The organism is Streptomyces bobili, from assembly GCF_002154575.1.
GTDB lineage: Bacteria > Actinomycetota > Actinomycetes > Streptomycetales > Streptomycetaceae > Streptomyces > Streptomyces bobili.
In genome coordinates this window covers 1-12,815 of sequence record NZ_MUBA01000284.1, presented here as the reverse complement: position 1 = coordinate 12,815, position 12,815 = coordinate 1, and the positions used below count along the sequence as shown (strand labels likewise).

At 72.6% G+C, this 12,815-nt stretch carries 11 protein-coding genes, 1 tRNA gene and 1 riboswitch; of the genes, 6 read left to right on the top strand and 6 right to left on the bottom strand.

The features are described from left to right. The first annotated feature begins 40 nt into the window (after window positions 1-40). Complete coding sequence (locus BZL64_RS22845; protein WP_086771069.1) at window positions 41-703, top strand: NUDIX domain-containing protein; 663 nt, start codon at window positions 41-43, stop codon at window positions 701-703. On the opposite strand, the gene BZL64_RS22840 is transcribed toward BZL64_RS22845, so the two are convergent. Together BZL64_RS22840 and BZL64_RS22835 are read right to left on the bottom strand one after the other, a co-directional pair. Then, window positions 681-1,334, bottom strand: coding sequence for a GTP cyclohydrolase II (locus BZL64_RS22840; protein ID WP_086771067.1), 654 nt, complete (start codon window positions 1,332-1,334; stop codon window positions 681-683). The two genes, BZL64_RS22845 and BZL64_RS22840, sit on opposite strands and share 23 nt — an antisense overlap. A 103-nt stretch (window positions 1,335-1,437) precedes the next feature. Next, complete coding sequence (locus tag BZL64_RS22835; protein ID WP_086771066.1) at window positions 1,438-1,980, bottom strand: MarR family winged helix-turn-helix transcriptional regulator; 543 nt, start codon at window positions 1,978-1,980, stop codon at window positions 1,438-1,440. A gap of 51 nt (window positions 1,981-2,031) precedes the next feature. Here BZL64_RS22835 and BZL64_RS22830 point away from each other — a divergent pair, with 51 nt between their 5' ends. From BZL64_RS22830 to BZL64_RS22815, 4 genes are all read left to right on the top strand, one after another. After that, entirely contained in the window at window positions 2,032-3,165 is a 1,134-nt protein-coding gene (locus BZL64_RS22830) for a dihydrofolate reductase family protein (RefSeq protein ID WP_086771065.1), read from the top strand. Window positions 3,166-3,243: 78 nt separating this feature from the next. Beyond that, window positions 3,244-3,317: transfer RNA gene (locus tag BZL64_RS22825), tRNA-Met, on the top strand. A 307-nt stretch (window positions 3,318-3,624) separates the two neighbouring features. Next, window positions 3,625-3,782: riboswitch (cyclic di-AMP (ydaO/yuaA leader) on the top strand. A gap of 9 nt (window positions 3,783-3,791) precedes the next feature. Then, the gene (locus tag BZL64_RS22820) at window positions 3,792-4,820 is read left to right on the top strand and encodes a M23 family metallopeptidase (RefSeq protein WP_086771064.1); all 1,029 of its coding nucleotides are present in this window, start codon (window positions 3,792-3,794) and stop codon (window positions 4,818-4,820) included. A 156-nt stretch (window positions 4,821-4,976) separates the two neighbouring features. Continuing rightward, on the top strand, window positions 4,977-5,921 hold the full coding sequence (locus BZL64_RS22815) for an aldo/keto reductase (protein ID WP_086771063.1): 945 nt from the start codon (window positions 4,977-4,979) through the stop codon (window positions 5,919-5,921). 22 nt (window positions 5,922-5,943) lie between these two features. On the opposite strand, the gene BZL64_RS22810 is transcribed toward BZL64_RS22815, so the two are convergent. The 4 genes from BZL64_RS22810 to BZL64_RS22795 form a co-directional block, all read right to left on the bottom strand. Beyond that, the gene (locus tag BZL64_RS22810; RefSeq protein WP_425276063.1) at window positions 5,944-7,422 is read right to left on the bottom strand and encodes a PrsW family glutamic-type intramembrane protease; all 1,479 of its coding nucleotides are present in this window, start codon (window positions 7,420-7,422) and stop codon (window positions 5,944-5,946) included. Between the two features lie 51 nt (window positions 7,423-7,473). Continuing rightward, window positions 7,474-8,310 (bottom strand): tRNA (guanosine(46)-N7)-methyltransferase TrmB, encoded by an 837-nt coding sequence (gene trmB, locus BZL64_RS22805; RefSeq protein ID WP_208639497.1) that lies wholly within the window; start codon window positions 8,308-8,310, stop codon window positions 7,474-7,476. A gap of 93 nt (window positions 8,311-8,403) precedes the next feature. Next, window positions 8,404-9,684 carry an L-2-hydroxyglutarate oxidase gene (lhgO, locus tag BZL64_RS22800; protein ID WP_244205448.1) on the bottom strand — a complete coding sequence of 427 codons (1,281 nt, stop codon included), beginning with the start codon at window positions 9,682-9,684 and terminating at the stop codon, window positions 8,404-8,406. 52 nt (window positions 9,685-9,736) lie between these two features. Continuing rightward, complete coding sequence (locus BZL64_RS22795; RefSeq protein ID WP_086771060.1) at window positions 9,737-11,161, bottom strand: NsdA family TPR-like regulatory protein; 1,425 nt, start codon at window positions 11,159-11,161, stop codon at window positions 9,737-9,739. A 724-nt stretch (window positions 11,162-11,885) separates the two neighbouring features. Between BZL64_RS22795 and BZL64_RS22790 the strand changes: the two genes are divergently transcribed. Further along, a partial coding sequence (locus BZL64_RS22790) for a macrolactam cyclase family protein (RefSeq protein ID WP_483025104.1) occupies window positions 11,886-12,815 on the top strand: 930 nt, incomplete at its 3' end.

The window sequence follows — 12,815 nt, the reverse complement described above, 5'->3', positions numbered from 1 at the left end:
CGGGGACGTCGACGCCGACGCCCCCGCCGGCCGCCCCGGCATCGACGTCCCCGACCCCCGCGGCCGTACCGGACTCGACCGTGAGGGCCGCGATCTGACGGGCAACGCGCGCGTGCGGGTCGTCGACGTCGAGGTGCTCGCCTGCGACTGGTCCGTGCTGCGCCGCACCACCTTCGACTACCGGCACGGCGACGGCCACTGGAGCCGCGAGCAGCGCGAGACCTACGACCGCGGCGACGGCGCCACCATCCTGCTCTACGACCCCCACCGGCGTACGGTCCTGCTGACCCGGCAGTTCCGGCTGCCCGCCTACGTCAACGGCCACCCCGACGGCATGCTGCTGGAGACCGCGGCCGGGCTGCTGGACGGCGACGACCCGCGCGAGGCGATCCGCCGCGAGGCCGTGGAGGAGACCGGGCGGACCGTCCACGAGGTCGAGCACGTCTTCGACGCCTTCATGAGCCCCGGCTCGGTCACCGAACGCCTGAGCTTCTTCGCCGCCCCCTACGACGGCTCGGCACCCGGCGCGGAGACGGCCGGCGTCGCCGAGGAGGGGGAGGACATCACGGTCGTGGAGCTTGCCTTCACGGAGGCGCTCGCCCTGATCCGCACGGGCGGGATCGCCGACGCGAAGACCATCATGCTGCTCCAGTGGGCGGCGCTGGACGGGCCGTTCGGGCTCAGCTCACGTGCAGTTCGGTGAGAGCGGTGACCTCGGTCAGGTCGGCCAGCGGCAGCGTGTGCTGCGTCGTCAGGACCTTGGCGCGCAGATAGCGCACGTTGTGCGGGGTGGTGAAGACGCCGGTGGGCACGCGCTCCTGGACGCCGATGCCCAGCCCGCGGAGCTGCTCGGCCTTGTCGGGGTTGTTGGACAGCAGGTCGAGTTCCGTGATGCCGAGGGCGCGCAGCATCTGGGCGGCGGCGGTGTAGTCCCGGGCGTCCTCCGGCAGCCCGAGGGCGGCGTTCGCCTCGTAGGTGTCGAGGCCCTGGTCCTGGAGGGCGTAGGCGTCGAGCTTGTTGTAGAGGCCGATGCCGCGGCCCTCCTGGCGCAGGTAGAGCAGGACCCCGCCGTGCTCGGCGATGCGCTCGACCGCCTCGCGCAGCTGCGGGCCGCAGTCGCAGCGGGCGGAGCCGAAGACGTCGCCGGTCAGGCACTCGGAGTGCAGCCGGACGAGCGGGACGGGGCCGGGCTCGCCGAGGACGACGGCGACGTGCTCCTGCCCGTCGGCGAGTCCGTGGAAGGTGACGAGTTCGGCGTCGACCGAGTAGCCGTCGTGGAAGCGCAGCGGTACCCGGACGCGGGCACGCTGGGTGGCGGCGGGGGTGTCGAGCATGCGGGTTCTCCGGGTCCGGGTTTCTGCTTCAGATTTGAAGCAGATCTACGATCGTGACCCTACCGCATGCTTTAAATTTGAAGCAACGGAATTGTGCCGCGGCTCACGTGGCCCGGTCGTCCGGTTGTGGCGTTCCCGAGCAGGGCGAGGAGCGCCGGCGCCAGGGCAGCTCGTCGGGCGCGGCCTCGCCGCCGTCCCCCTGCAGACCCTGCGCGACCTGCGTGAAGATCTGCTCCAGCTGTCCCACCTGCTCGGGCGACAGCCGGTCGAACAGCAGGGTGCGTACGGTGTCGACATGACCGGGTGCCGCGCTCTCCAGGACCGCCATGCCCTGGTCCGTCAGGACCGCGACGCTGCCGCGCTTGTCCCACTCGCAGTCCTCGCGCCGCACCAGCCCGTCCTTCTCCAGCCGCGTCACCGCGTACGTCAGCCTGCTGCGGGTCATCTTCAGCCGCTCCGCCAGGTCGGTCATGCGCAGCCGCCGCTCCGGCGCGTCGGAGAGATTGGCGAGGATGGAGTAATAGGCGTGAGGCATGCCGGCCTCCTGCTGGAGCTGCCGGTCGATCGCGTCCTCCAGGAGGAGGTATCCGGCGATGTACGCGCGCCAGGCGCGCTGCTCCTCGGGGGTGAGCCAGCGGGTCGTCATGCGTCCAGTGTAGGTTTGTTTCAAACTTGAACCAAGGGGAGACCCGCGCCGATGCCGTACCCGTACGTCCTGCTGTCCGCCGCCGTCTCCCTCGACGGCTATCTCGACGACACCGGCCCCGACCGGCTGCTGCTCTCCGGCCCGGCCGACTTCGACCGGGTCGACGAGGTACGGGCCTCGGTCGACGCCATCCTGGTCGGCGCCGGCACGATCCGCGCCGACAACCCGCGCCTGCTGGTCAACTCGCCCGTCCGCCGTGCCGCCCGGATGGCCGCCGGGAAGCCGGAGTACCCCCTCAAGGTGACGGTCAGTGGTACCGGAGAGCTGGACCCGGCGGCGCGGTTCTGGCACACCGGCGGCGAGAAGGTGCTCTACACGACGGACGCCGGCGCGGACCGCGCCCGTGCCCTCGGTCTCGGCGGCGCCGCCGGCGTCGTCCCGCTGGGCCCCGGCCTCGACTGGCGCCGGCTCCTGGAACACCTCCACGACGTGCGGGGCGTACGGCGCCTCATGGTCGAGGGCGGCGGCACGGTCCACAGCCAGCTCCTCCAGGCGGGCCTCGCCGACGAACTCCAGCTCGTCATGGCCCCGCTGTTCGTGGGCGACCCGCACGCGCCCCGGCTCTTCGGCCCCGGGGGCTACCAGGGTGGCCGCCTGCGCCTGACCGGGACCCGGCGCATCGAGGACGTGGTCCTGATGTCGTACGAGCCCACCGCACCCGGTACCGGCCCGCTCCCCGCCGCCGCCGACCGGCACTGGCTGGCCCTGGCCTGCGAGCTGGCCGCGGCCTGCCCGCCGTCGCGGACCGCGTTCAGCGTCGGCGCGGTCGTGGTGGCGGCCGACGGCACGGAGCTGGCGCGCGGCCACTCCCGCGAGGCCGGCGATCCCGTCGTCCACGCCGAGGAGGCGGCCCTCGCCAAGATCGGCCCCGCCGACCCCCGGCTGGCCGGCGCGACCGTCTACAGCAGCCTGGAACCCTGCGCCCGGCGCTCCTCCAGGCCCGCCCCGTGCGCCCGCCTCATCCTCGACGCGGGCGTGCGCCGGGTCGTGACCGCGTGGCGGGAGCCGGACACCTTCGTCACCGACGCCGACGGCAGCGGCCTGCTCGCCGCCGCGGGCGCGGACGTCGTCGTACTTCCGGAGTACGCGGCGCAGGCCAAGGCGCCGAACGCTCATCTGCTCTGACGGACCCCCTGCGCGGACCCCCGGGTCCGACCGTGGTTCGGAGCGTCCCCCGCATGGCGTAGACTGGTGTCACACCGACGCGGGGTGGAGCAGCTCGGTAGCTCGCTGGGCTCATAACCCAGAGGTCGCAGGTTCAAATCCTGTCCCCGCTACTCAAGGCCGAGGGCCGGAATCCTGATCATGGGATTCCGGCCCTCGGTGCGTTCGGAGCGGCGCTGATGTCACCTTCCGTGATCGCGTCGGAGCCCTCCGCATCACATCTGAGTCACCATCAAAAACCGTATGACTCCTGAGCGGTGTCCGGGCGGTGGTCAACTCGCCCGTTTTTCACCGGTCGTGGGTCGAAAGTCCAGGCCAGAAATGTTGTTGATCAAGCAGAACGGCTTGGAATCCCGCCCCCGAGTCTATTAACGTTCGATAACGCAGCGCGGTCGTCCCAGCCGTCACAAGAGTCGGCTCCGTGCGCACGCGCCGAATCCCGCAAGGGAACCGGGGAACCACCAACTTGGGGTGAATCGCGCCGAAGCCGCCGTACAGTCACGGCCGGTATACGCGCGTAGGAGACCTTCCCGCTCCGAACCCGTCAGCTAACCCGGTAGGCGACGGAAGGAAAGGAGCACGCCCGCGTGGCGTCCAACCGGCCTGTCCCAGAAGCCCCCACCGTGCCCGCCCAGCAGACCTTCGGCTACGGCACGTACCGCACCGACGAGGGCCCCTGGGAGGAGTGGAACCCCACCGAGGATTCCATTCGCCCGGTGCGCGGCAAGCACCGCGTCGCCAAGCAGCGCGGCGGACTCGCCCGCAGCTCCACCGTTCTCGGCGTCGGTGTCATAGCCGCCGTCGGCGGCGCGGGCATGGCCAGCGCCAACACCGGCAAGGCACCGGTCTCCATCTCCCTTCCCGACCTGCCCTCGGTGGGTTCCCTCATCTCGGACGACGACACCCCAGAGGAGACGGCCGCCCCCGCGCTCAGCACCTTCGGCGCCGAGACCGTCGCCGAGGAGAGCACCGACAGCGGTGCCGACGCCGGCGAGGCGCTGCGCAGCCGGATCATGGCGCAGGTCGAGTCGCAGCAGACCCAGGTCGAGACCAAGGCCCAGGAAGCCGCCGAGACCGCCGCCGCCAAGGCCGCCGCCGACGCCGTCGCCCAGGCCGAGAAGGAGGCCGCGGCCAAGGCCGCCGCCGCCAAGAAGAAGGCCGCGGAGGAAGCCGCAGCGAAGGCGGAGGCCGAGCGCCTCGCCGCGCTGGCCAAGCAGTACACGCTGCCGACCTCCTCGTACACGATCACCTCGACCTTCGGTCAGGCCGGCCCCTACTGGTCCTCCGGGTACCACACCGGCCTCGACTTCGCCGCCCCCACCGGCACGCTCATCAAGGCCGTGCACAGCGGCACCATCACGGCCGCCGGCTATGACGGGTCGTACGGGTACAAGACCGTGCTCACCCTCGATGACGGCACCGAGATCTGGTACGCCCACCAGTCCTCGATCAGCGTCAGCATCGGCCAGAAGGTCGCCACCGGCGACGTCATCGGCCGCGTCGGCGCCACGGGCAACGTCACCGGGGCCCATCTCCACATGGAGGTCCACCCCGGCGGCGCCAGCTCCGGCATCGACCCGGCCGCCTGGCTGCGGGACAAGGGGCTCAACCCCTGACCTTCTTCCCGGAGGAACCCTGCCGGGTTCCCCCGAGGTCTTCCGGGAAGTGTCACGGGGGTCGGTGAGGTCTACGCCCGGATGTTTCCCGGATGTTCGTGAACCCTGGCCGGAGGCGCGGAATGCGTGCCTTCGGCCAGGGTGTTGTCATAGCTCATGACTTCTCTGCGCAAGCTCGGCTCCTCCGGCCCGGAGGTCTTCCCGCTCGCCCTCGGCGGCAACGTCTTCGGCTGGACCGCGGACGAGGCGGCCTCCTTCGCCGTCCTCGACGCCTACACGGCCGCCGGCGGCAACTTCGTCGACACCGCCGACTCCTACTCCGCCTGGATCGAGGGCAACAGCGGCGGCGAGTCCGAGACCATCATCGGCAACTGGCTCAAGGCCCGCGGCAACCGCGACGACCTCGTGATCGCGACCAAGGTGAGCCAGCACCCCGACCACCAGGGACTGGCCGCGGCCACCATCAAGGCCGCCGCCGACGCCTCGCTGCGGCGCCTGGGCACCGACCGCATCGACCTCTACTACACCCACTTCGACAAGCCCGAGGTGCCCGTCGAGGAGATCGTCGGCGCGCTCGACGAACTGGTGAGGGCGGGCAAGGTGCGGCAGATCGCCGCCTCCAACATCTCGCCCGAACGCCTGCGGGCCTCCCTGGAGTTCTCCGACCGCGAGGGTCTCGCCCGGTACGTGGCACTCCAGCCCCACTACAACCTGGTCTCCCGCGACACCTACGAGGGCGAACTCCAGGACCTCGTCGCCTCCTCCGGCCTCGTCGCCGTGCCGTACTACGGGCTCGCGTCCGGCTTCCTCACCGGCAAGTACCGGCCCGGTGCGACGGTGGACAGCGCCCGCGCGCAAGGTGCCGCCAAGCACCTGGCGACCGAGCGGGGGCAGAAGGTGCTGACCGTCCTCGACGAGGTCGCCCGCGCCCATGACGCCGAGGTCGCCACCGTCGCCCTGGCCTGGCTCGCCGCCCGGCCGACGGTCGCCGTGCCGATCGCCTCCGCCCGCACGGTCGACCAGCTGCCGGCCCTGCTGGCGGTGGCCGACCTCGAACTGACGGAGGCGGAGATCACCCGCCTCACCGAGGCCTCCGCCTAGCGGGCACGGGTCCGTACGGCGCTCAGGGCTGTTGTGGCTGGGCGTACGGGGCCTGGGCGTGCGGGGCCTGGGCGTGCGGGATCTGCGGGTACGGGGTCTGCGGGTACGGCGAGGCGTACGGGGTGTAGGCGGCCTGCGGCTGGGGTGAGCCGTATCCGGTGTGTCCGGGGTACCCGTAGTACCCGGACTGCGGATGCGCCGCGCCCATCGGGTACCCGTACGCCCCGTGCGTGCCGTAGACCCCGTACACCGGCAGGGGCGCGGGCGCGGCCAGCCGGGACGCGTGCTCCAGCGTCGGCCGGGCCACCTCCCTGCGCCGCCACAACTCGTTCAGCAACTCCCGCTCCCGTGCGACGAAGTCGGCGCCGCCCCGCCCTTGCCGTCCGCGGTGCCGCAGGAACGCGAGAGACGTGGCGTAGGCCTCGTACTGCGCGACCGCCCGTGCCGCGGGCCTGCCCAGGTGACGGCGGGCGTACTGCCGGGCCATCCTGCGCGCCCGCATCGAGCCGAGGGCGTACGGCTCGGCCGGGCCGATCCAGCCGGCGGCCGTGTACGCGGGCAACTCGTCGCGCACGGTGCCCAGCTCCCGCTGGCGCGTCCACACCACCAGCCAGGTCAGCACCCCGAACGCGGGCACCATGATCGCCCCGTACACGGCGAAGAAGCCCCATTCGCCGAAGGTCGCCGAGCCGTTCCACAGGGCGTGCATGAGCATCGCGAGGAACAGGCCGCACAGGGGGAGCACCACGCGCCGCACCCGCTGCCGCTCGCCGGACAGTGCGGCGATGCCGAAGCCGAGGCCGGTCAGGACCGTGAACAGGGGGTGCGCGAACGGCGACATGACGACGCGCACGAAGAACGTCGCGACGGTGACGGAGGCGATGCCGCCGTCCCCGGTGAGCTGGTCGGTGCCGAAGGCGTTGCCGAGGTAGAGGATGTTCTCGGTGAACGCGAAGCCGGTGGCGGTGATCCCGGCTATCACCACCCCGTCGACGATCCCGGTGAAGTCCCGCCTGCGGAACAGGAACACGAGGAGAACGGCCGCCGCCTTGGCGGACTCCTCGACGACGGGCGCGATGACCGTCGCGCCCAGGGTGTCGGCGTGGGCGGGGTCGGCCGTCGCCGTCGCTATCCAGCGGACCGCGAAGCTGTTCGCGACGATCGCTATCAGCGCCGCCGCACACGCGCCCCACGCGAACGTGAAGACGAGATTCCGCCAGGGGCCGGGCTCCACCCGGTCGAGCCAGCGGAACGCGGCGATGAGCAGCGGCACGGGCAGCACCGCGAGGCCCAGTCCCACCAGGAACCCCTCCGTGCCCGTCTGCTCACGGACCAGGGCGAGGATCACCAGCCCCGACAGGGCGAGCAGCGTGATCAGCGCGCCGTAGCGGACCCACTTGTGCTGCCACCAGTGCGCGTGCCGCAGCACACCGCCCTCGGCCGGGCCGCCGGGCTGCGGCGGGTGCGGGGGAAGCGGTGGGAACGGGGAACTGGTGGCCACGGCATCGACCCTAACGAGGGAGAGGACGGTGGTGGGGGGAATTCCGGCTGGTCAGTGGTCCCGGCGACCCTCGTGCTGTACGCGGCGGAAGAGCAGGTCGTTCACCACATGACCCTTGTCCAGCCCCTGTCCCTCGAAACGGGTCAGCGGCCGGAAGCCGGGACGCGGCGAGAAACCGCCGCCGGCCCGGCTGTTGGCGAAGGCCGGGTGCGCGGTGAGCACCTCGAGCATCTGCTGCGCGTACGGCTCCCAGTCGGTCGCGCAGTGCACGAGCGCGCCCGGTCTCAGCCGGGTCGCGGCCAGGTCGAGGAACTCCGGCTGGATGAGGCGCCGCTTGTGATGGCGCTTCTTGGGCCAGGGATCGGGGAAGTAGACGCGCAGCCCGTCGAGGGAGTCCGGGGGGAGCATCTCGCGGAGCAGGATGATCGCGTCGCCGTTGGCCACGCGGACGTTTCTCAGGCCGGTCCGGTCCGCCAGGTTGAGGAGATTGCCCTGGCCGGGAGTGTGGACGTCCACGGCGAGGATGTTCGTCTCCGGGTCGGCGGCGGCCATCTGGGCGGTGGCCTCGCCCATGCCGAAGCCGATCTCCAGGACGACCGGACGGTCGTTGCCGAACAGGTCGGCGAGGTCGACTTGGTGGCCGTCGATGTCCAGGCCCCACTTCGCCCAGAGCCGCTGGAGGGCGTCGGCCTGTCCCGCGGTCACCCGGCTGCGGCGCGGCTGGAAGCTCCTGATCCGCCGCTCGAAATGCGACCCGGCGGGATCGGCCCTCGGACCGTCGGGGAAGCGCGGCTCGCCCTTGGCGCGGGTACGGCGGACGGACTCGCCGGGGTGGTGATCACCGGGGGCGGGCCTGGGAGGTTCTGGGGTACTCAGCGAATCAGACACAGTGCGGTCGATTTTACGGGCGCCGGCGGGGGTGGGCCGGGCCGGCCGGAGTGCGTGCGGACGAGGGGTGATCACCGTGGCGCCGCCGCCCGCCTACACCGGTCCCCGTGTCCCCGGTCCCCGCGTCCCCGGGGACTCCGGCGCCCGCAGGGCCGCCAGTGCCCTGCGGGCCACCTCCCGGCCGATCGGCAGGGAGGCCGTCGCCGCCGGTGAGGGGGCGTTCAGCACGTGGATCGCGCGCGGGGACTGCCGTATGAGGAAGTCGTCGACCAGGGAGCCGTCCCGGCGGACGGCCTGGGCGCGGACGCCGGGGGCCGCGCGGACCAGGTCCTGCGGCTCGACGGCCGGCAGCAGGCGGCGGACCTCGTCCACGAAGGCGCGCTTGGACAGCGACCGGTGCAGCTCCCCGACGCCGTGGCGCCAGTGCCTGCGGGCCAGGCGCCAGGCGCCGGGCCAGGCCGCCGTGGCCGCGGCCTCGCGTGGGCGGACGACCCCCCAGCCGTACCCCTCGCGGGCCAGGGCCGGGACCGCGTTGGGCCCGACGTGGACGCTGCCGTCCAGACCGCGGGTGAGATGCACGCCGAGGAACGGGAAGGCCGGGTCGGGGACCGGGTAGACCAGCCCGCGCACCAGGCCCTGGCGGGCCAGCTCGTAGTACTCGCCGCGGAACGGGACGATGCGGACCTCGGGATCGTCGCCGGTCAGGCGGGCGATCCCGTCGCAGTGCAGTCCCGCGCAGTTCACCAGGACGCGACCGCGGACGACGTCCCCGCGCGCGGTGAGCACGGCCACACCGAGGTCGGGGCGGCGGTCGACGCGGACCACCCGCGCGCCGTAGCGGATCTCCGCGCCGGAGGCCTCGCCGAGCTGCCGGGCGACCGCGGTGAAGTCGCAGATGCCGGTCGTGCCGACGTGGATCGCCGCCAGGCCGGTGACCTCCGGCTCGTACTCCGCGATCTGGGCGGGGCCCAGCTCGCGGACCGCGATCCCGTTCTCCCGGCCGCGCTGGGCCAGGGCGTGCAGGCGGGGCAGCTCCGCGCGGTCCGTCGCGACGATCAGCTTGCCGGTCACGGCGTGCGGGATGCCGTACTCCGCGCAGAACTTGATCATCTCGGCGGAGCCCCGGACCGCGTAACGCGCCTTGAGCGAGCCGGGGCGGTAGTAGATCCCGCTGTGGATGACGCCGCTGTTGCGGCCGGTCTGGTGGCGGGCCGGGCCCGGTTCCTTCTCCAGCACGGTCACCCGGGTGCCCGGCGCGGCACGGCTGATCGCGTGCGCCGTCGACAGGCCGACGATCCCGCCTCCGATCACCAGCACGTCGCAGTCGTAGCCGATCGCCCGCACCTGCACCACCTCCCGGTTTCGATAGTGCACTGCGCCACTGACAATGCCTTCAAACCCGTGAGGCGCCACCGGCGCGGCCGGCTCAGGCCGGCGTCATCAACAGCGGCCGGGCCCGCTCGCGCAGCTCGACCACGCGCGGCTCGTCGCCGTACGGCTCCAGGCGGTGCAGGAGGTCCTTGACGTACTCGGTGGTGCGGGCGGACGAGATCCGGCCGGCCACCTCCACCGCCCGCACGCCCTGCGCGCATGCCGCGTCCAGATTGCCCGATTCCAGCTCGGCTACGGCCGACACGACGAGCCGCAGGCCGTGCGAGCGCACGAATTCCTCCGTCGGCTGCGACAGCGCCTGCTCCGTGAAGCGGCGCACCTGGCGTGGTGCCTTCAGGTCGCGGTAGCACTCGGCGGCGTCGGCGGCGAAACGGTCGTAGGAGTAGAAACCCAGCCAGGTCGGGTCGTGGTCGCCGTCGCGGGCCCGCTCCAGCCAGCTCTCGGCCGCCTTCAGGGCGGCGCCGGCGGCCTGAGCGTCACCGGCGCGCGCGTGGGCGCGTGCCTCGACGAGCCGGAAGAAGCTCATCGTGCGGGCCGTGGCCAGACCGCGGTTGCGCTCCAGGGCGGCCTGGGCGAGGTCGACGCCCTCGTCGCCGAAGCCGCGGTAGGTCGCCTGGAGGGACATGGAGGCCAGGACGTATCCCCCGAGGGGTACGTCGGCCGCCGCGCGCGCGAGGCGCAGCGCCTGGATGTAGTAGCGCTGGGCGGCCTCCTGCTGACCGGTGTCGAAGGCGATCCAGCCCGCGAGCCGGGTGAGTTCGGCCGAGGCGCCGAACAGGGCACGGCCGACCTCGTCGGAGTACGCGCCGAGCAGCAGCGGGGCCGCCTCCACCCGCAGGCACTCCGGCACCATGGACGAACGCCAGTCGCCGCCGCCGTACTTGGAGTCCCAGCGCCTGGCGTCCTCGGCGGCCTCCCGCAGTTTCCGTACGTCACTGTGGCCGACTTTGAGCGGTGCGCCGGAGGCCTCGGCGGAGTTCACCTCGCGCGCCACCGAACTGTCGGCCGGGGTTATCAGCCACCGCGAGGCGGGCGTCGCGTACGCGCTCACCGCGAACGAACCCGCCAGCGACTGCCAGATGCCGCCCGAGCCCGCCCGGCGCCCCGCGAGGTCGAGCCGGTACAGCTCGGTCGCCGAGCGCACGGCCTGGCCGACGTCCCTGGGGAAGGCCAGGCCCACTTCGGGCGCGGGGTCCGCGTCCGCCAGCCCGATCTCGTGCAACGGCACGGGCCGGCCGAGCTTCTGGCCGATGGCGGCCGCGATCAGATGTGGCGCGGCGCCCTGCGGCACCATGCCCTTCGACACCCAGCGCGCCACCGACGTCTTGTCGTAGCGAAGCGTCAACCCGCGTTGTGCGCCAAGGTCGTTGACGCGACGCGCGAGTCCCGCGTTGCTGATTCCCGCGAGGGCGAGAACGGCGCCGAGTTTTTCGTTCGGCCCGCGTTGCTCCCTGGACATTGCGCCACCCCTCGACACAGACGGCTGCCGCGCTGGCATAACCATGCGGCATTCGTAAAACCCAGCGTAGTTCGCCGCATCCCAAGCGTTAAGGGGCATTCTTCCGGTTGGCGGGATTGTGGTCCGTACGGAAGTACGGGTCCCCATACGCACGGTTGCGGCGTGCTCCCGACGTGTGGCCGTGCGCCCGTCCGTGCGCTCTACTCCGGCCAACCGGGGAGCGCTTCCATGGGCGGTGCGTGGGTCGGCCCGCTGTACTGGATCCAGTGGGCTGGGGGACACCGCCGCCACAATCCCCGCGGGCGGCGGAGCGGTCCGGGGGGCGTTCTCCGCCTCCCGGACCGACGCGCCGTGTCGAGGGTGCGAGCGTGACGGAGCGTGTGCGAACCTGTGTGAACAGCGGTTCGGCACGCGGTATTTGGCTGAAAATCGACCCTGTGTTCCGTCGGCGAATACGCCTCCCACCATGGAAATCCAGGGCGCTCGGGGCGTTCTGGGGGAGCGTATCGGGGGCGCATTCGCGTCGCACGCGCGGGGGTGCACGCGGTGATCGCCGCCCCACGCGCGGGAGTTCACCCAGTCCTCCAGGTCGGTGCGGGGGCGCTCGGGCGGGCGCACTCGGCGGATCCTGCGCGGCGTCACCTCCCTCTGCGGCGCGTTCTTCGTGGCAGCATGTGAACCGTTCGGACGGTGCAGCTGTTGTCCACAGCCTGTGGAGGCGTCGATGCGGTGGTTGGTGGGATGGAGCAGCACCGCCGCGGCCACCGGCCCCGGTGGCCCCGGCACATCGGGAGCGGGGGCGTACGGCGGCCCCGGCGCGTACGCCGCCGAGGACGGCGGCCGGATCGGCCATGACGGTGAGACGCTGCACCCGGTCGGCTCCCAACTCCTGTGGGGCGACCCGGATCCGCTGTGGGCGGTCGGCGACTGGCGGTCCGACGAGGTGCGCGTGGTGCGGGCCGACGCCCGGACCCGGATCGCGGTCCTCGGCACGTGCGGGGCGACGGACGAACAGCTGCGCGTCGGCCTGTTCGCCGCGCGCGGAGGCGCACTGCGGCATCTGACGGCCTGGCCCGGCAGCTACACCGCGATCGTCCAGGTCGACCGGCGCATCACCGTGTGCGGCGATCTCGCGGGCGCCCGCCCGGTGTTCCACACCCCCTGGGCGGGCGGTACCGCGTACGCGACGGCCGCGCTGCCGCTGGCCGACCTCATCGAGGCCAACCTCGACTTCGGCCATCTCGCCGCCCTGCTCGCCGCTCCCGACGTACCGGCCGCCGTGCAGGACTCCACCCCCTACGACGGCGTACGGCGCATTCCGCCGGGGCACGCACTCATCCTGCGCGCCGGTGCCCGCGAGATCGCCGGGTACGAGCAGGTCGCCTCGCTCGCCGTGGCCGCCGCCCCGGCCGACCCGGACAGCGCGGTCGACGGCGTCCGAGACGCCCTCGTCGAGGCGGTACGCGCGCGTCTGTCGGCGCCGCGGCACGTCCCCGACATCGACCCCGGCCCCGTACCCGGCATGGGGCCCGCGGAACGGCGTGCAGCGCGCGGGATGCCGGTTCCGGGCATCGGCGCCGACCTGTCCGGCGGCCCCGCCTCCGGGACGCTCGCCCTCCTCGCCGCCGGCCTTCCGGGCATGCCCGGCACCCTC